Origin of the sequence: Agrobacterium sp. ST15.16.024, from assembly GCF_027956545.1 — a bacterium.
GTDB classification, from domain to species: Bacteria; Pseudomonadota; Alphaproteobacteria; order Rhizobiales; family Rhizobiaceae; genus Agrobacterium; species Agrobacterium cucumeris.
Genome location: NZ_JAQKGO010000004.1, coordinates 277,669 through 296,197, shown reverse-complemented (window position 1 = coordinate 296,197; position 18,529 = coordinate 277,669). Strand labels below are relative to the sequence as shown.

The 18,529-nt window shown below is 61.3% G+C and carries 17 protein-coding genes and 1 riboswitch; of the genes, 12 read left to right on the top strand and 5 right to left on the bottom strand.

Going from position 1 to position 18,529, the window contains the following annotated elements:
• Positions 1–21 precede the first annotated feature (21 nt).
• Positions 22–1,299: an L-fuconate dehydratase gene (locus PL640_RS16100; protein ID WP_271362602.1), complete on the top strand. Its 1,278-nt coding sequence runs from the start codon at positions 22–24 to the stop codon at positions 1,297–1,299.
• On the opposite strand, the gene cobD is transcribed toward PL640_RS16100, so the two are convergent.
• The gene (cobD, locus tag PL640_RS16095; protein WP_271362601.1) at positions 1,281–2,327 is read right to left on the bottom strand and encodes a threonine-phosphate decarboxylase CobD; all 1,047 of its coding nucleotides are present in this window, start codon (positions 2,325–2,327) and stop codon (positions 1,281–1,283) included. The two genes, PL640_RS16100 and cobD, sit on opposite strands and share 19 nt — an antisense overlap.
• On the opposite strand from cobD, the gene cbiB reads away from it, so the two are divergent.
• The gene (gene cbiB / locus PL640_RS16090) at positions 2,326–3,291 is read left to right on the top strand and encodes an adenosylcobinamide-phosphate synthase CbiB (RefSeq protein WP_271362600.1); all 966 of its coding nucleotides are present in this window, start codon (positions 2,326–2,328) and stop codon (positions 3,289–3,291) included. The two genes, cobD and cbiB, sit on opposite strands and share 2 nt — an antisense overlap.
• Here the strand turns inward: cbiB and PL640_RS16085 are convergent.
• Positions 3,278–4,735: a cobyric acid synthase gene (locus PL640_RS16085; protein ID WP_271362599.1), complete on the bottom strand. Its 1,458-nt coding sequence runs from the start codon at positions 4,733–4,735 to the stop codon at positions 3,278–3,280. The genes cbiB and PL640_RS16085 overlap by 14 nt on opposite strands.
• Before the next feature lies 1 nt (position 4,736).
• On the bottom strand, positions 4,737–5,354 hold the full coding sequence (cobO, locus tag PL640_RS16080) for a cob(I)yrinic acid a,c-diamide adenosyltransferase (protein WP_271362598.1): 618 nt from the start codon (positions 5,352–5,354) through the stop codon (positions 4,737–4,739).
• A gap of 133 nt (positions 5,355–5,487) precedes the next feature.
• Positions 5,488–5,706, top strand: a riboswitch (cobalamin riboswitch).
• Between the two features lie 119 nt (positions 5,707–5,825).
• Between cobO and PL640_RS16075 the strand changes: the two genes are divergently transcribed.
• From PL640_RS16075 to PL640_RS16045, 7 genes are read left to right on the top strand one after another with little or no spacing between them, the layout of a single operon-like run.
• Positions 5,826–6,251, top strand: coding sequence for a DUF1636 family protein (locus PL640_RS16075; RefSeq protein ID WP_271362597.1), 426 nt, complete (start codon positions 5,826–5,828; stop codon positions 6,249–6,251).
• Positions 6,248–7,285, top strand: a complete 1,038-nt coding sequence (gene cobW / locus PL640_RS16070) for a cobalamin biosynthesis protein CobW (protein WP_271362596.1) — start codon at positions 6,248–6,250, stop codon at positions 7,283–7,285. The genes PL640_RS16075 and cobW overlap by 4 nt, the downstream gene beginning before the upstream one ends.
• Positions 7,286–7,316: 31 nt before the next feature.
• Complete coding sequence (gene cobN / locus PL640_RS16065) at positions 7,317–10,667, top strand: cobaltochelatase subunit CobN (protein WP_271362595.1); 3,351 nt, start codon at positions 7,317–7,319, stop codon at positions 10,665–10,667.
• Positions 10,667–12,025, top strand: a complete 1,359-nt coding sequence (gene cobG, locus PL640_RS16060; protein ID WP_271362660.1) for a precorrin-3B synthase — start codon at positions 10,667–10,669, stop codon at positions 12,023–12,025. Before cobN ends, cobG begins: the two co-directional genes overlap by 1 nt.
• Positions 12,022–12,654 (top strand): precorrin-8X methylmutase, encoded by a 633-nt coding sequence (locus tag PL640_RS16055; protein WP_271362594.1) that lies wholly within the window; start codon positions 12,022–12,024, stop codon positions 12,652–12,654. Before cobG ends, PL640_RS16055 begins: the two co-directional genes overlap by 4 nt.
• On the top strand, positions 12,651–13,418 hold the full coding sequence (locus PL640_RS16050) for a precorrin-2 C(20)-methyltransferase (protein WP_269700859.1): 768 nt from the start codon (positions 12,651–12,653) through the stop codon (positions 13,416–13,418). The genes PL640_RS16055 and PL640_RS16050 overlap by 4 nt, the downstream gene beginning before the upstream one ends.
• A complete protein-coding gene (locus PL640_RS16045) occupies positions 13,415–14,176 on the top strand; it encodes a precorrin-3B C(17)-methyltransferase (protein ID WP_271362593.1) in 762 nt (253 codons plus the stop codon). The genes PL640_RS16050 and PL640_RS16045 overlap by 4 nt, the downstream gene beginning before the upstream one ends.
• On the opposite strand, the gene PL640_RS16040 is transcribed toward PL640_RS16045, so the two are convergent.
• Entirely contained in the window at positions 14,143–14,925 is a 783-nt protein-coding gene (locus PL640_RS16040) for a cobalt-precorrin-6A reductase (RefSeq protein WP_271362592.1), read from the bottom strand. The two genes, PL640_RS16045 and PL640_RS16040, sit on opposite strands and share 34 nt — an antisense overlap.
• On the opposite strand from PL640_RS16040, the gene cbiE reads away from it, so the two are divergent.
• Genes cbiE through cobM form a run of 3 tightly spaced genes read left to right on the top strand, consistent with a single transcriptional unit; the run spans position 14,924 to position 17,402 of the window.
• On the top strand, positions 14,924–16,219 hold the full coding sequence (gene cbiE, locus PL640_RS16035; RefSeq protein ID WP_271362591.1) for a precorrin-6y C5,15-methyltransferase (decarboxylating) subunit CbiE: 1,296 nt from the start codon (positions 14,924–14,926) through the stop codon (positions 16,217–16,219). The two genes, PL640_RS16040 and cbiE, sit on opposite strands and share 2 nt — an antisense overlap.
• Positions 16,213–16,632 carry a cobalamin biosynthesis protein gene (locus PL640_RS16030; RefSeq protein WP_271362659.1) on the top strand — a complete coding sequence of 140 codons (420 nt, stop codon included), beginning with the start codon at positions 16,213–16,215 and terminating at the stop codon, positions 16,630–16,632. The genes cbiE and PL640_RS16030 overlap by 7 nt, the downstream gene beginning before the upstream one ends.
• Positions 16,629–17,402, top strand: a complete 774-nt coding sequence (gene cobM / locus PL640_RS16025) for a precorrin-4 C(11)-methyltransferase (protein WP_271362589.1) — start codon at positions 16,629–16,631, stop codon at positions 17,400–17,402. Before PL640_RS16030 ends, cobM begins: the two co-directional genes overlap by 4 nt.
• On the opposite strand, the gene PL640_RS16020 is transcribed toward cobM, so the two are convergent.
• Positions 17,357–18,487 (bottom strand): cobalt-precorrin-5B (C(1))-methyltransferase, encoded by a 1,131-nt coding sequence (locus tag PL640_RS16020; protein ID WP_271362588.1) that lies wholly within the window; start codon positions 18,485–18,487, stop codon positions 17,357–17,359. The genes cobM and PL640_RS16020 overlap by 46 nt on opposite strands.
• Positions 18,488–18,529: the final 42 nt, after the last annotated feature.

Sequence of the window (18,529 nt, the reverse complement as noted above, 5' to 3'; positions counted from 1 at the left end):
ACTGACCGCGAGTAACCGGCCATGACCAAAATTACAGATCTGCGTGTTTTCGACCTGCGTTTTCCGACCTCCCAGAGCCTTGACGGTTCGGATGCGATGAACCCCGACCCGGATTATTCGGCGGCTTATGTCATTCTCGATACCGATGAGCCGGGCCTTAAGGGCCACGGGCTGACCTTCACCATCGGTCGCGGCAATGACATTTGCTGCATGGCCATCGAAGCGATGCGGCATCTGGTGGTCGGCACCGATCTCGCCACCGTCACCGAGAACCCCGGCAAATATTGGCGGCATCTGACGAGCGACAGCCAGCTGCGCTGGATCGGCCCGGACAAGGGGGCGATGCATCTCGCCACCGGTGCCGTCGTCAATGCGGTCTGGGACCTGCTGGCGAAGAAGGCGGGCAAGCCGGTGTGGCAGCTTGTTGCCGATATGAGCGCGGAAGAAATCGCCGATATCGTCGATTATCGTTATCTGACCGATGTGATGACCCGCGACGATGCGCTCGCGATCCTCAAAAAGGCCGAGAGCGGCAAGAAGGAGCGTATTGAGACGCTGAAGAACGAGGGTTATGCCTGCTACACGACGTCAGCCGGCTGGCTCGGTTATGACGACGCCAAGTTGCGCCGTCTTTGCCAGGAAGCCATCGATGCCGGATTCAACCATGTGAAGATGAAGGTTGGCCGTGATCTGGAAGATGACATTCGCCGTCTCACCATTGCCCGCGAGGTGATCGGCCCCGACCGTTACCTGATGATCGATGCCAATCAGGTGTGGGAAGTTGATCAGGCAATCGAGTGGGTGAATAAGCTCGCCTTTTCCAAGCCCTTCTTCATCGAAGAACCGACCAGCCCGGATGATGTCGCCGGCCATCGCAAGATTCGCGCAGCCATCGGTTCCGTGAAGGTGGCGACGGGCGAAATGTGCCAGAACCGCATCATGTTCAAGCAGTTCATCGCTGAAGGCGCGATCGATGTGGTGCAGATCGACAGCTGCCGTATGGGTGGCCTCAACGAAGTGCTGGCGGTGCTGTTGATTGCCGCCAAATACAATCTGCCGGTCTGGCCGCACGCCGGTGGCGTCGGGCTTTGCGAATATGTGCAGCACCTGTCGATGATCGACTATCTGGTGGTTTCAGGCACCAAGGAAGGCCGCGTCATCGAGTATGTGGATCACCTGCACGAGCATTTCATCGAGCCTTGCGATATCCGCAACGCCGCTTACATGCCGCCGAAACTGCCGGGCTTCTCCATCGAAATGAAGCCTGAGTCGATTGAGACCTACACTTTCGAGGCATGATTGAAAGAGAGCAGCGCCGCTTCCAGGCGCTGCCACTCCGCTTCGCTGCCGGGGAGGCCGAAACGAATATCGCTCAGCCTTTCATCGAAGACGCGGACCAGAATGCCGCGCTGGCCAAGATGCTCGTATAGTGCTGCGGCGTGCTTGTCCCGGACCAGCGTGAAGAGGGACGTGCCGCCGGCGATTTCCAGCCCCGCTTTTTTCAGTAGGTCATTCATGCGTCGGGCTTCTTTCGCGAGCTGGAGGCGCATGAATGATTGCCATTCCTCGTCTGCCAAAGCTTCGGTCGCAATATGCAGTGCCGGGCCGGAAACTGCCCAGGGTCCGAGCCTCGCATCCAGTGCGGCGGTGGTAGTGGGATGCGCAATCGCGAAACCGAGCCGTACGCCTGCCATGCCATAAAATTTTCCGAAGGATCGCAGCACAATCAGCGCATCGTGATCCGCAGCATTTGCGAGACTTTCCGCCCCTCCTGCTTCGACAAAGGCTTCATCCACGACGAGCAGGCCGCCTTTACCGCGCATCGAATCGGCCAAAGACAGCAAAGCGTCTCGATCCGTGATGCGGCCGTCGGGATTGTTGGGATTGACCACCACCGCGTAATCGTGAGCCGACAGGTCACCAAGATTTTCAACTTCGGTCACAGTCAGTCCGGCCATGCGCGCGGTGCGGGCATGTTCCGCATAAGCGGGAGAAAGCACGGCCCCGCTTTTTGCCCCACGGGAAAGCGCGATTTGAGCCAGCAACGGCATAAGCATCTGGGTGCCAGGTGAAAGCGTGATATGCGAGGCGGACGGCGCGCCAAAATGGGCTGCTGCCAGGTGCTTCAACTCCTCGGCGGCACCAGGTTCCGGCAGGCGGGCAAATGCGCTGGCGGGAACGGGCGAATGCGGATAGGAGTGCGGATTGATCCCGGTCGATAGGTCGATCCAAGGTTCAGGCGCTTCAGGGAACATCAGCCGCGCCTTGCCGAGATTGCCGCCGTGACGGATCGCTCCTTGAGCCTTTTCTGGTACTGTTTCGCCCATGTTCTTTGCTCTCGCTTTCCTGTCGCTCGTGATCGAACGCCTGACCGGTTATCCGGACTGGTTGTTCAACCGTATCGGCCACCCCGTCACCTGGATCGGTTCGCTTATCGCGCTGCTGGACAAAAAATGGAACCGGGAGAGCGCGTCATTTTCGCAGCGTAAGGCTGCAGGCGTGGCGGCACTGGCTGTTTTTGTCGGTCTCACCGTCATTCTTGCATGGTCTGTGCAATCATTTCTGCTTCTCCTGCCCTTCGGCCTGTTGGCTGTTGCAATCCTCGGTGCTTCGCTTCCGGCTCAGAAAAGTCTGGAGCAGCATGTGGAAGCTGTCGCCACCGCTCTGGAGCGCGAAGGAGTGGAAGGTGGCCGCAAGGCGGTATCGATGATCGTTGGTCGTGATCCGCAAAAGCTGGACGAGGCGGCGATCTGCCGGGCGGCGATTGAAAGTCTGGCCGAGAATTTTTCCGATGGCATCGTCGCCCCCGCCCTGTGGCTCGGCGTACTGGGTCTGCCGGGCGGTGCGGCTTACAAGGCGATCAATACGGCTGACAGCATGATCGGCCATCGTTCGCCACGTCATAAAGCCTTTGGTTGGGCCTCGGCCCGGCTGGACGATCTGGTCAATCTGCCCGCCTCAAGATTAAGCGGCGGTCTTTTCGTCATTGCCGCGTTTTTTGTGAAAGGCGCTTCTCCGCGCGGGGCAATCGCCGCAATCCGTCGCGATGCGCGACACCACCGTTCTCCCAATGCCGGCTGGCCGGAGGCGGCGCTGGCCGGTGCTCTTGGCTTTGCGCTCGCTGGCCCGCGCTCCTATGGCGGGCAGATGATCGAGGCGCGGTTTATGGGTGAAGGCGGGAGGGCGGCGCTGGTTGCCAGCGATATTCGCACGGCGCTTCGGCTGGCAAGGATCGCAGATTTCCTGTTGATCGGCCTGTTCGCGCTTCTGGCAATTCTCATCTCGCTATAGCAAGCAGCCTGTCGAGATCGAGATGCTGCTCCATATGCGCGGCAAGACGATCGAGGACGGCCTCCACCTGCGCATCATAATTCAGTTCCGAACGCTGGCCGCCAAGTCGCTTCAGCCACGCGCTGCGCTGGTGGTTATCTGCGAAAAGTCCGTGAATATAGGTGCCGAAGACGCGGCCGTCAGGCGAAATGGCGCCATCGGCATGTCCTTCGATCATCGAAAACGGTGGGCTATCCGTAGTACTCTTCGTTTCGCCAACATGCATTTCATAGCCGGATAAATCAATTCCATCGAAACTCCTGCCACGCACGGAAACCAGCCGCTTGTCGCCGGTCAAAACCGTATCGACATCCAGCAGGCCAAGCCCTGATGCCGTTCCCGGCGGCCCTTCTATGCCGTCAGGATCGGCAACGGTTCTGCCGAGCATCTGGTATCCGCCGCAGAGGCCGAGAACGTAACCGCCGCGCCGGGCATGGGCCTTGATATCGATATCGAGGCCCGCGCTTTTCAGCACGGCAAGATCGGCGATGGTGGATTTCGAACCACAAAGCAACACCAGCTGGCAATCGGTGGGGATGGTTTCGCCGGGCCGTATGCGGATCAGTTCCACATCCGGCTCCATGTCCAGCGGATCGAGATCGTCGAAATTGGAGATATGCGGCAGGATTGGCACCGCGATGCGGATTTTTGCGCCCGATTTCTGCTGGCCAGGGCCGGAAAGACCGAGCGCATCTTCCGCCGGTAGTTTCGTGGCATCGGAAAAATGCGGCAGGAGCCCGATGGCGACCCAGCCGGTCTTTTCCGCAATCATCCGCATGCCATCAGAAAACAATGTGGGATCGCCGCGAAAGCGGTTGACGATGAAGCCCGCGATCATTGCCGCGTCATCGTTTTCGAGCACGGCTTTGGTGCCGACGAGGCTGGCGATGACGCCGCCACGGTCGATATCACCGATCAGGATGACGGGAGCATCGGCTGCGCGGGCGAAACCCATATTGGCGATATCATTGGCGCGCAGGTTGATTTCAGACGCGCTGCCCGCCCCTTCCACCAGCACCAGATCGGCCTGTTGTTTCAGGTGCTCAAAGCTTTCCAGCACACGCGGCATCAGCCCGGCTTTCATGTGCTGATAATCGGCCGCTCTGGCATTGCCGACGATCTTGCCCTGCACCACCACCTGTGCGCCGGTCTCGCTCTGTGGTTTCAGGAGTACCGGGTTCATGTGGACGGAGAGCGGCACGCCCGCCGCCCGCGCCTGCAGCGCCTGGGCACGGCCGATCTCGCCGCCATCGGCGGTTACCGCCGCGTTGTTAGACATGTTCTGCGGTTTGAACGGCATCACCGACAGGCCGCGCCGGGTGAATGCCCGGGCAAGGCCGGCCACCATCAGCGATTTGCCGACATCCGAGCCGGTTCCCTGAAACATCAGCACCCGTGCGGTCATTTCAGAATTCTATCCCGGCCTGCGCCTTCACACCCGCCTTGAAGTGGTGTTTCACCAGCGTCATCTCCGTCACCATGTCGGCAGCGTCGATCAGCGGTTGCTTGGCATTACGGCCGGTGACGATGACATGCAGATCAGGCCTGCGACTGGACAGGGTTTCAACGACCTCTTCCAGCGGCAGGTAGTCGTAACGCAGCGCGATGTTCAGTTCGTCGAGGATCAGGAGGCCGATGGTTTCGTCGGCCATCAGGACCTTGGCTTCTTCCCAGGCCTTTGTGGCTGCGGCAACATCGCGTTTCAAATCCTGCGTGTCCCACGTGAAACCCTCGCCCATGGTGCGCCAGACAACCTTGTCACCGAAAAGCGTCAGGGCCTGTTGTTCGCCCGTTGACCATGCGCCCTTGATGAACTGCACGACGCCGACCCGCCGCCCGGTGCCGAGCATGCGCAAAGCAAGGCCGAAGGCCGCCGTGGATTTGCCTTTGCCCGGGCCGGTATTGATCATCAGCAGACCTTTTTCGATGGTCTTTGCCGCAACTTCGGCATCCTGAACCGTTTTGCGGTTGACCATTTTCTGCCGGTGGCGTTCGGCTTCGTTATCGCTGATGTCGCGCGTCATCGCGTTTTCCTTCTCATCCTGCGGTGCGGGGCCGGATGCCCCTGCCATTCGGAGCGGCGACTATACCCAATTTGCCGCACCCGGCAATGCGTGAGGGGCAGGCCACGGCATTGACCCTCCCCCTCGTTCAGCCTAATGGTAACGGACTGACGGTCTTTTCCCGGCAACGGGAAAAGCTAAGAGGGAACACGGTTCCACCCGGACAATGGGTCATTCCGTGGCTGCCCCCGCAACTGTAAGCGGTAAGCCTGCACCGTAAAGCCACTGGACCTTTGAAGATGGGTTCGGGAAGGCGGTGTCCGGGTGTTTTGAAGCCGCAAGCCAGGAGACCTGCCGTTTCAGAAAAACGTCTGTCGGGCGGGGTGCTCCGGTCAGTCGGTCAGATCGAATATTGGGTTTGCGCATCTGCGCATACCGTTTTCGATACCCGCACCCCGACGATTTTTTTAAAGGCGCGGGAAGCGAAACGGTTTGGATATTTCAGCGACATCTTCATGTGCAGGCGGAAACACGCAGGCTGACACGGCGTCTGGTGTGGTGGTCTTCGTTTGCCGAAGCTGTCGCGATGAAGCCGATCCCAATGCCGAACCACGCGCTGGTTCGCGTCTCGCCGAAGCCGTCATCGCGAAGGCGGAAGCATCCGGCACCATCGTCCGCTCAGTCAACTGCCTTGCCAATTGCAAGCGCGGCCTCAGCGCCGTGCTTCGTGGCGCCGACGGCTGGTCCTATGTGTTTGGCGGGCTGACGCCCAATGACGCCGAAGACCTGCTGACAGGTGCGCATATGCTGGCTGCCTCCGCAGACGGCCTGATGCCATGGCGCGGCCGCCCCGAACCATTGAAGCGCGGCATGGTGGCGCGCATTCCCCCATTCAATTTTACCGAGGAGAGATCATGAGCACCCTTCTGGACCGCGTTCCCTGCACCATCGTCACCGGCTTTCTGGGGGCCGGAAAAACCACGCTGCTGCGTGGCCTTCTCGAAAAGCTGGATGGCAAGCGGCTTGCCATCATCGTCAATGAATTCGGCGATATCGGCATCGATGGCGAAATTCTCAAGGGCTGCGGCATTGAAAGCTGCCCGGAAGAAAATATCGTTGAACTGGCCAATGGCTGCATCTGCTGCACGGTGGCGGATGATTTCCAGCCCGCTATCGAACAAATCCTCAGCCGCCAGCCGAAGGTGGAGCATATCCTTATCGAAACCTCGGGTCTCGCCCTGCCGAAGCCGCTGGTGCAGGCCTTCCAGTGGCCGGCGATCAAGAGCCGCGTGACGGTGGACGCCGTGGTGGCCGTGGTGGATGGCGCAGCCCTTGCCGAGGGACAGGTTGCCCACGACATGGAAGCACTTGCCGCCCAGCGGGCCAATGACGAGGCGCTCGATCACGATGATCCGGTCGAAGAGGTTTTCGAGGATCAGGTCGCCTGCGCCGATCTCATCGTGCTGACCAAGGCCGATCTTCTCGATGATGTCGGTCTCGAGAAGGCGAAGGCTCATGTGCTCGAACATCTGCCGAGGGCGGCGAAGATCGTCGTCGCGTCGAATGGCGCCATCGATCCTGCCGTGCTGATCGGCCTTGGCCTTGCGGTGGAAGAGGATATCGAAAACCGCCGTACCCATCACGATGGCGCGTTCGACCATGAACACGACGATTTTGACAGCTTCGTCATCGACCTGCCGGCCGTGAGCGACCCGGAGGCGCTGGCAGCCCGCATCGCCGAGACGGCGGCTGCGGAAAATGTCCTGCGCATCAAAGGTTTCATCGAAGTTTCCGCAAAGCCGATGCGCCTGCAGGTGCAGGCTGTCGGCAGCCGCGTCAATCACTATTATGATCGCCCATGGGCGGCGGGTGAAGAACGCCGCAGCCGGCTCGTTATCATTGGTGAAAAGGGCATCAACCGCGAAAAGATCGAGCAGATGCTGGCCGCCTGACCGCTACGGACTTTTACTGGGAATGCCTTAGATGCATATTCTCGCCACCACATCCTCGTCCCTGGACGATCTGATCGAGCCGGTTGATCTCAACCAGCCCCGTTCGGATGTGGTGATGCTGTCTTTTTCGGCAAGCGATCTTGCCGGGCTGGAAAGGGCTTGGCGGCAGGCTGGAAATGCTCTCCCGTCGCTCTCCGCCGCCAACCTCTCCGAGCTTCGGCACCCCATGTCGGTCGATCTGTGGATCGAAAAGACGGCGGAGCATGCCCGTGTTATCCTTATCCGGATTCTCGGTGGAGCTGATCGATGGCGCTACGGCGTCGATCAGCTTACCATGATGGCCCGACGGCGCGGCATCAAGCTTCTGCTATTGCCGGGCGAGTGCAGCGACAGGGACGAAAAGCTTGAAGCGGCCTCGACCGTGGACAGGCAGATACTGGCCTCTGCCCTTTCCTTTTTCCGTGAAGGGGGAAGGGCGAATATGGGTAGCCTTGCAACTGGTCTTGCGGCTCTGGCAGAGGATGGCGCGTGGCCGGATATTGAGGCCGAGCCTCTGCCGAAGACCGGATTTTACCGGCCGGGGCAGGGTGTCGTCAGTCAAGCGGAAGCCATTGCCGGTTTTCCAGCCGATGCAGCCATACTGCCCATTCTCTTTTACCGCTCGATGTTGCTGGCGGCTGATGCAGCACCCGTGGATGCGCTCTTCCATGCGCTTTCCGGGCGCGGTTTTGTGCCATTGCCGATTTTCGTCAGCGGTCTGAAGGACGGGGAGGCGATCCGTTTTCTCGAAAGCGTGTTGCCTGACCTGCAGCCTGCCGCCATCATTGCTGCGACCGCTTTTGCCAGCCAGACGGATGAGGACGGACGGACGCTGTTCGACCGCCTCGGTGTCCCTGTTTTTCAGGTGGTGATGGCGACCACCTGGCGTGACGGCTGGGCGGAAAATGCGCGTGGCCTCAACCCCTCCGATCTTGCCATGCACGTGGTTCTGCCGGAACTGGATGGCCGGATTCTCGCCGGTGCGATTTCGTTCAAGCAGGCGCGGGCGGATGGCGGTGCCAGCCTCCTGAATGTGCCGGAAGCGGATCGTATCGAACAGGTGGCGAACCGCATCGGGGCGTTTCTGCGATTGAAACAGGCGCCGCCGCAGGATCGTCGTATCGTCATTCTGATGCCGGATTATCCGGGTGCGGCACCGGGGCGCACGGGTTATGCCGTCGGTCTGGATGTGCCGCAAAGCGTGCTTGAAATGCTGCGCGATCTTTCCGATGCAGGATATGCGGTGTCGGATATTCCAGACACGGCGCGGGCGCTGCTCGACTGCGTTGAACAGCAGGAAGCGACGGTCGATCTTTCCGACTATCGCGATTTCCTGACCGCATTGCCGGCCGCTGCCGCAACTGCCCTGAATGCAACATGGGGAACTGCGGAAAGTGACGATGTGCTTGTTGATGGCGCATTCCGCTTTCGCGTTGCCCGCTTTGGCAATGTGTTCGTGGCGCTTGCGCCGGACCGGGGTCGCAATGAGGATCGGCGGGTGGATTACCACGATCCTGCCCTGCCGCCGCGTCACGCGCTTGTCGCTTTCGGCACATGGATGCAGCGGGTAGCGGCTGCACACGCCATCGTGCATGTCGGCGCGCATGGCACGCTGGAATGGCTGCCGGGCAAGACGGTGGCGCTTTCGCGCGATTGCTTTCCGGAAATCGTCACCGGTCCGCTGCCGGTGGTCTATCCCTTTATCGTCTCCAATCCCGGCGAGGCGGCGGTGGCAAAACGGCGGATTGCGGCTGTGACCATCGGGCATGTTCCGCCGGTGCTGGTCAATGCTGGGCTCTCGCCGGAACAATCGGCGCTGGAACAACTGGTTGACGAATATGCGCAGGCCGATGGGCTGGATCGCCGCCGCCGCGATCGGCTGGCGAAACTGATCGTTGAAAAGGCGCTGGAAACCGGGCTTGCGGCAGAGGCGGGCGTGGGTGCGAAGGACGATGCCGATGCGGCTTTGTCGCGCATCGACGCCTTTCTCTGCGACCTCAAGGATTTCGCCATCAAGGATGGCCAGCATATTTTCGGCCGGCACCCGGAAGGCGAGGCCGATCCGTTAAGGCTTGAAAGCGCGAAGGCGGAAAAAGCCGCGCTGCTTGCCGCGCTCGACGGTTGTCACATTCCCCCCGGCCCTTCCGGCGCACCCGCGCGCGGAAGGCTCGACGTGCTGCCCACCGGCCGTAATCTTTATGCCGCCGATCCGCGCACCATGCCGACGCCGACGGCCTTCGAGCTCGGCCGCATGGCGGGTGAGGAGGTGCTGCGCCATCATCTGCAAAGCCATGGCGACTGGCCGAAACATCTGGTTTTTGATCTCTGGGGCAGTGCGAGTCTCCGCAATGGCGGTGAGGATGTGGCGCAGGCGCTGCATCTGATGGGTACAAGGCCGATCCATGACACGGCGACCGGCCGCGTTACCGGCATCGAGGTTCTGCCGCCGGCGAGCTTCGGGCGACCGCGGGTCGATGTCACTTTTCGCATTTCCGGCCTGTTTCGCGACATGTTCCCGGCACTGATCGCGCTGCTTGATGCGGCTGCCAAGGCCGTGGCACGGCGGGATGAAGCGCCGGGCGACAATCCGCTGGCGGAAGAGGCGGCCGCGCTCGGGCATATTCCTGCGCGCATTTTCGGCTCCGCGCCCGGCACCTATGGTGCAGGTATCGAGGAAAAACTCGCTAGCGGAAAATGGGACGAACGCGAGGAACTGGGGCAGGCCTATCTCGATGCTGCAAGCCATGCTTTCGGCGGTGCTGACGGGCTGGAGATTTTTGATGATGCCGGTTTTGTAGAGCTGGTGCGTCGGGCCGATCTCCTTGTCCATACCGGCGACGACCCCGGCCGTGATCTTCTGGATGGTTCTTCCGATGTGGCCTTCATCGGCGGCTTTTCTGCTGCGAAGGCAGCGTTGGGTGGTGTAGCCGATATTGTGGCGCTGGATACGACCGATCCGGCCCGCCCGCGTGCAAGGTCGATGACGCAGGCGCTGACGCGGGTAGTGCGCGCACGCGCCGTCAACCCGCGCTTCATTGCCGGCCAGATGCGGCATGGCCCACGCGGAGCGGCGGAATTTGCCGAAACGGTGGATAGGCTCGTTGGCTTTGCCGAAACCACCAATGTGGTTTCCTCCTCGCTGATCGAGGCGCTTTATGACGCCTACTTCGGCAACGAAGAGGTGCGCGATTTCATCCTGCGGGAAAATCCGAAGGCAGCACAGGTGATGGCCGAACGTTTCCTGTCCGCTCGCCGTCGCGGCCTGTGGCACAGCCGGCGAAATGCGGTGGATGCGGAGCTTGAAATGCTGATCATGCCCCGTTCCGAAAGGGTGGGCGCATGATGGCTGCTGTTGCCGATCCCGTTCAGCCATTCGGTCGCCGCGGTCTTTGCCCGGCGCTCTCGGCACCCATGCGGACCGGCGACGGTTTTCTGTCGCGAGTAGCTTTCGAGGCGGATATATCGCCCCGTGCGATGGTGGTGCTTTGCGATCTCGCCGAGCGATATGGCAATGGGCTACTCGACATCACCGCACGCGGCAGCCTCCAGTTCCGTGGCCTGACGCCGGAAAGCGCATGCGCCTTGGAAAAGGATGTGCTGGCGCTTGGCCTGCCGCTGCGCGAAGGGCTGGCGGTCGAGACTTCGCCTCTTGCCGGCCGGGATGATGCGGAAATCGCCGATGGACGTTTTCTTGCCGACCAGATTCGGAAAGAGGCCGACCGGCTCGCTCTTCATGAAAAGCTCGCCGCCAAGATTTCCATCATCATCGATGCCGGCGGATATCTCTCCATGGGGGAATTACTCGCAGATATTCGCCTGAAAGCAATCCGGCTGGGCAGCCAGACTTTCTGGCAATTGCTTGTCGGCGGGCCGGAAAGCAAAGCGCTGAATGCGGGATTGGTCGAGACGGACTCGGCGGTGGATGTCGTTCTGCCGCTTCTCCTTTATCTCGCGGGCAAGGGGCCGCTCGCCCGTGGCCGCGATCTGGACGCTTCGATCATTAAATCGGTTTGTGGTGATCGGCTGCTGGATCGGGTGATAAAGAGCGAGGCCGTCCAGGCACCTTCTTCGCCGCTGGGATTGATGGCGGCGGGCACGGGTCTTTTTGCCGCCGGTGCCGCGCTTGCTTTCGGGCAGGCTCGAGGCTCGGATTTATCGCGTCTCTGCCAGGAGGCCGATATGCTCGGCATCAGGGCCTTGCGGCCATCACCAAACCACAGCATGCTATTTTTCGGATCGAAATCCGCTTGCGATGCATTGCTTGAGGCTGCAGGGGCATGTGGTTTCGTTACCGAGCCCGGCGATGCGCGATCTTCCATCGCCGTCTGTCCCGGCGCGCCGGGCTGTGCATCGGCTTTTCTTCCCACCCATGAATTGGCCGCCTTTGCCTCCCGGGAATGCGCCTCGTTGCTCGACGGTTCTTTCACGCTGCATATTTCCGGCTGTGGCAAAGGTTGTGCGCACCCTGCCCCGTCGCTTCTGGCCTTTTGCGGCACGGCTGATGGTCTTGCCTTTTCCGTTTCCGGCCGCGCCGGCGACCCGCCTGACGGGATTTTACCTTTCGCACAGCGGAGGACGGCGCTTTCGCGGCTTGCCCGTCTTTACGAAAAAGAACATAAGCCCGGAGAAAACGGCGCCACCCTGCTCGCCCGCCTTGGCAGGCAAGCAATTGGTGCGGCGCTTCGACAGGATGACCGATGACCGACTATGACTATATTCGCGATGGCAATGCGATCTATGAGCGCTCCTTCGCCATTATCCGTGAAGAAGCGGATTTATCCGCCTTCACCGAAGAGCAGGCGGATATCGCCATTCGCATGATCCACGCCTGCGGGCAGGTGGAAGCGGCCAGCCATTTCCGTTTCTCGGCTGACTTCGTTGCCGCTGCGCGGGGTGCGTTGCTGGCGGGAAAACCCATCCTCTGCGATGCGCAAATGGTTGCCCATGGTGTGACCCACGCCCGGCTTCCGGCTAACAATGCCGTCATCTGCACGTTGCGTGATCCACGCACACCGGAGCTTGCGAAAAAGATCGGCAATACGCGTTCTGCCGCCGCACTCGATCTCTGGGCGGATCATCTGGAGGGCGCTCTGGTGGCTATCGGCAATGCGCCGACGGCGCTGTTTTATCTTCTCGAGATGCTGGAAAAGGGTGCGCCGCGTCCTGCCGCCATCATTGGCATGCCCGTTGGCTTCGTCGGCGCGGCGGAATCGAAGGATGCGCTGGAGGCAAGTGCGCTCGGCATTCCCTATGCCATCGTCAAGGGGCGCATGGGCGGTTCGGCCATGACGGCCGCTGCCATCAATGCGGTTGCGAGGGCAGGCCTGTGAGTGCGGCTCTTTTTGAACATGCCAAAGGTAAACTGGTCGGTGTCGGCACCGGGCCGGGCGATCCGGAGCTTCTGACGCTGAAAGCGGTGCGCGCCATTGAAAATGCCGATGTGCTTGCCTTCTTCTGCAAAAAGGGCGGCAGCGGCAATGGTCGTGGCATTGTCGAAGCCTTCATCCGCCCCGGCACGCTGGAAATGCCGCTGGTCTATCCGGTGACCGTCGAAAGCGACAAGAACGGCGAGGATTATCGCGGCGCGATTGCCGCATTCTTTGATCAGTCGGCGAAAGACATCGCCGCCCATCTCGAGGCCGGGCGCAATGTGGCCGTGCTTTCGGAAGGCGATCCGCTGTTTTACGGCTCCTACATGCACCTTCATCTGCGGCTTTCGCCGTCCTATTATACAGAGGTGGTTGCGGGTATCACTGCCATGTCCGGCTGCTGGTCCATGGCCGGGCTGCCGCTGGTGCAGGGCGACGACATATTGAGCGTGCTTCCCGGAACGCTGGCGGAAGATATTCTCGCGGAACGTCTTTCTGGCACGGATGGAGCCGTGATCATGAAAGTCGGGCGCAACCTGCCGAAAATCCGTCGGGCGCTGGAAAAGGCCGGCAAGCTCAGCGAGGCGCTTTATGTGGAGCGCGGCACCATGGCAAACAGCCATGCGGTGCCGCTCATCGAGCGTGACGCATCGCCGGCCCCCTATTTTTCGCTGGTTCTGGTTCCCGGCTGGAAAACCAGACCCTCGACAGGTGAAAAGCCATGACCGGCAGCCTCGTCGTGGTTGGCCTCGGCCCCGGCAGCGCAGCGCAGGTAACGCCGGAAGCGCTGGCTGCCGTCGAGGTTTCGGAAGATTTCTTCGGTTATATTCCTTATCTCGACCGCCTGTCGCTTGGTCCTCACCAGCGCCGACATGCCTCCGACAATCGTGAAGAAATTTCCCGTGCCGAACAGGCGCTGCGGCTTGCGGCCGAAGGCGGCAAGGTCTGCGTGGTTTCCGGTGGCGACCCCGGCGTTTTCGCCATGGCAGCGGCCATTTGCGAGGCGATTGAGAATGGCCCGTCCGAATGGCGCGACATCGATTTTTCCGTAGTACCGGGTGTGACCGCCATGCTGGCGGTTGCCGCAAAGGCCGGCGCGCCGCTGGGCCATGATTTCTGCGCCATTTCGCTGTCGGATAATCTCAAGCCCTGGGGCATCATTGAAAAGCGACTGATCGCGGCAGCGGAAGCCGGATTCGTGATGGCTTTCTACAACCCCGTTAGCAAGGCGCGGCCGCACCAGCTCGGCACTGCTTTCGATCTTTTGCGTGCGCATCTGCCCGGATCGGTGCCGGTGATCTTCGGTCGCGCCGCAGGTCGGGCGGATGAGCGCATTCGGGTCGTGCCCCTGTCGGAAGCATCGAGTGATATGGCTGATATGGCCACGTGTATCATCGTCGGTTCGGTGGAAACTCGTCTGATCGAGCGTTCCGGCAAGGAACCTATCGTTTATTCGCCGCGGTTTTCGAAAAGGGAGAGCTGATGGCGGATGGCGGTGAGCGCAGACGCTATGTCCGGCACCGTCGCGCCCTTCAGGGGCGCGTCACCGAGAGGTTGCGGCCGCTCGATCATGATGACCGGCAGGCCAAGCCGTCTCGCCGCTTCGATCTTGCCGTAACTGGCGCTGCCACCAGAATTCTTGGAAACCACCGTCTCGATGCGGTTGTCCTCCAGCATACGGATTTCGTCATCCAGTGCAAAGGGGCCGCGCGCGGTGATGTAGCGCGCATCCGGTACGTTCAGCGGTGGCTCCACGGGGTCGACGCTGCGGATGAGATAATTGTGCCGGGATGCGGCTTCGAAGGGAAGAAGCTCCTGGCGGCCGAGAGCCAGAAATACACGCCTGCTTTCATCTCCGAGCACATTAACGGCCTGTTCGACGGTTTCGACGCTCTGCCACCTGTCACCCGGCTGCTGCTGCCAGGCGGGGCGCGAAAGCGCGACGAGAGGAATGTCGGCCAGCCTTGCCGCTTCAACCGCGTTGACGGAAATTCTCGCCGCATAGGGATGGGTGGCATCAACCAGAATATCGAAGCCCTCGGAGCGGATGAAATCCGCCAGCCCCGCCGCGCCGCCAAAACCGCCGCTGCGCATTGGTACCGGTTGTTCGACCGGCGAGAGCGTGCGGCCCGCCATGGACAGCAGAATTCGGTAGCCGGAGTCCTCTGCCAGCCTGCCGGCCAGAATGCGGGCATCCGCCGTACCGCCAAGGATGAGTATGGAGCGTGTCATGACGTCTGAATATTCCGGAACGGCCAGTTCTTCTACTGAAAAGATAGCTTCTAATGAAAAGAGCGCTGCCGCAGAAAAGAAAAAAGAGCCGTGGCTTTCCATCGTCGGCATAGGCGAAGACGGACTTGATGGGCTCGGCAAAAATGCACTCCGGGCGATCGAAGTGGCCGAGGTGGTTTTTGGTGGCAAACGCCATCTGGAATTGGCGGCTGCGGCCATTCAGGGCGAGGCGCGCCCGTGGCCGGTGCCGTTCGATGTGGAGATGAGCGGTGTTCTCGCATTGCGTGGCCGCCGGGTGTGTGTGCTCGCCTCCGGTGATCCGTTTTTCTATGGCGTCGGTGTTACGCTTCTGCGGCGGATTCCTTCCGGGGAGACAGTCTGCCATCCCTCGCCTTCCGCCTTTTCTCTGGCTGCGGCACGGCTTGGCTGGGCGCTGCAATCGGCCGAATGCGTTTCGCTGCACGGGCGCTCCATCGATCTTTTGCGGCCGAATCTGCAGCCCGGTGCGCGGATCATCGCGCTGACCTCGGATGAGCGTGACCCGACTTTGATTGCGGGGTTGCTGGCTGCGTCCGGTTTTGGCCGGTCGGAATTCATTCTGCTCGAGGCATTGGGCGGAACGCGTGAAAGGCGGCGGCAAGCCCGGGCGGCTGATTTTTCCTTTGATGATATCGACCCGCTGAATGTGGTGGCGATTGATGTCGTGGCGGATGAGGATGCGCGTGTCCTGCCGTTCACGCGAGGGCTCGATGACAGCCTGTTCGAACATGACGGGCAGATCACCAAACGTGAAATCCGGGCGGTGACGCTCTCCTCGCTGGCGCCCCGGCGTGGAGAATTGCTGTGGGACATTGGCGCGGGCTCCGGCTCGATCGGCATCGAATGGATGCTGTCGCATCCTTCGCTGCGCGCCATCGCCATAGAGCAACATCCGGAAAGGGCGGAACGAATCGCCCGCAATGCTGATGCTTTTGGTGTTCCGGGGCTGGAGGTCATGATCGGTGTGGCCCCGGCAGCTTTTGAAGGCTTGCCCACGCCGGATGCTATTTTTGTTGGTGGTGGCGGCAGTGAAGCAGGTGTGTTCGAGGCTGCCATGGAGGCGCTGAAACCCGGCGGTCGGCTGGTCGCCAATGCGGTGACGCTGGAAATGGAAGCGGTCTTGCTGGATGCGAATGCGCGGTTTGGCGGTTCGATGATCCGGCTGGAGGTTTCTCGCGTAGCGGCTGTCGGTTCCATGTCCGGCTGGCGTCCAGCCATGCCGGTGACGCAATGGAGCTGGGTCAAGCCATGGTGACCGTGGCTGGTATAGGCTGCTGCAAAGGCGTTCCTTCGGATGCGATCATCGCGGCCATACGCGCCGCCGAGCGAACCCTTGGCATGAAGGTTAACTCTTTGGCGACTGCTCCGCTCAAGGCCGGGGAAGCTGGCCTCGCGGAAGCGGCGAAAGCCCTATCGCTGTCGCTTGAAATCGTAACGCAGGAACGGCTCGAGGCAGTTGCCGCCGAGACGATGACATTTTCACAGGCCAGTCTCGATCACGCCGGAACGCCCAGCGTCAGTGAAGCCTCGGCGCTTGCGGCAGCTGGAGCAGGTGCACGGCTGGTTGCGCCCCGCCTCATCGTCGGTGATGTAACTGTGGCTATCGCAACGACGGGCAATGCGCCACGTGGTAACGACTGCGCTATTGAATACGGAGAAGAAGAATGACGGTTCATTTCATCGGCGCCGGTCCGGGTGCCGCAGATCTCATCACGGTGCGTGGGCGCGATCTGATCGCTGCCTGCCCCGTGTGTCTTTATGCCGGTTCGCTGGTTCCGAAGGCCTTGATCGATTATTGCCCGCCGGATGCCCGCATCGTCGATACGGCTGCACTTTCGCTTGATGAGATCGAGGCGGAATTTGTTGCCGCGGCAGAGGCAGGCAAGGATGTGGCGCGGCTGCATTCCGGTGATCTTTCCGTCTGGAGCGCCATGGGTGAGCAGATCCGTCGGCTGGAACGGCTGGGACTCGATTATACCGTCACGCCCGGCGTGCCCTCCTTCGCCGCCGCTGCCGCCGCCCTGCAGCGGGAGCTGACGGTGCCGGAAGTGGCGCAGAGCCTTGTGCTGACCCGCATTTCCGGCCGTGCATCGAAGATGCCTGACGGTGAGACGCTGAAGGCTTTCGGCGCAACGGGCACAACACTCGCCATCCACCTCGCCATCCATGCCATCGGCAAGGTGGTGGAGGAGCTGACGCCGCTTTACGGGTCCGATTGCCCCGTTGCCATCGTGGTGCGCGCCTCCTGGCCGGATGAGCGGGTCATTCGCGGCACGCTGTTCGATATTGAAGGCAGGCTTGCAGCGGAGCCGGTGGAGCGCACGGCGCTGATCTTTGTCGGGCGCGGGCTTGCCTCGACGGATTTTCGCGAGAGTGCACTTTATAGTACCGACTATGTCCGCCGGTTCCGTTCTCCGAAAGGAGATGCGGCGGGCTGATGCGACGGTGTGGAGGCGGTGCGCCCCTTGAGCGCGCCCTGACGATCGAAAACCACAATATCGAGCGCGATGGTGGGCGTGTTCAGCGCCGCCGCCGCGGTTACCCAGGCTTTTTCCGCAACGGTCGCCCCGAGGTCTATCCCCGCGCCTTCGGCCAGTTGAAAGGCGTGCGCGACCATATTGGCCTGACGGATGGCAATGGCGAGTTTGTCATCCCCTCCCGCCTCCGTGGCCAAAGCCGCCAGTGCTTCAAGGTCGGCAAGGCCTTTCTTGGAATGCACGTCGAGCATGCCCTGGGCGAGCTTGGTCATCTTGGCAACGCCACCGGCAATCGTCACCCGCTCGACCGGGTGGCTGCGCAGATATTTCAGCATGCCGCCGATAAAATCGCCCATGTCGATCAGCGCCGTTTCAGGCAGGCCATACAGCGCCTGCCCGGCCTTTTCGGAGGTGTTGCCGGTCGCGCCGAGCACGTGGGTGCAGCCGGTCGCCCGCGCCACATCGATACCGCGCCAGATGGAGTGAATCCAGGCCGAGCAGGAAAAGGGAATGACGACGCCGGTGGTGCCGAGAATGGAAATGCCGCCGAGAATGCCGAGCCTGCCATTCAGGGTTTTTTCCGCCAGTCTTTCTCCGTCACGAACGGAAATTTCGACTTCGAAATCGGCATCTGTTCCCGCCACTTCGCGAATGGCCGTCTCGATCATCCTGCGCGGTACTGGGTTGATGGCGGGTTCTCCCGGCGGCAGCGGCAGGCCTGGCCGGGTAACGGTGCCGACGCCCTTGCCGGCCTTGAAGGTGATGCCGCTTCCGGGTTCTCCCCGTCTGACCGTGCTTTCAATCAGGGCGCCATGGGTGACGTCGGGATCGTCTCCGGCATCCTTGACGACGCCGGCCCGGGCGAAGTTTTCACCTTTTTCCTCTGTCGCGAGGGAAAATGCCGGCCGTGCGCCGCTTGGAAGTTCGACCTCGACAGGGTAAGGAAATTTGCCGGTCAGAAGGGCGGCGCAGGCCGCCTTCGTGGCGGCTGCCGCGCAGGTGCCCGTGGTCCAGCCGCGGCGAAGGGTCTTTCCATCCGTTTCCATATGAATTCCTATAGCCGGGACGGCTTTTTCCGTCATCGTTAA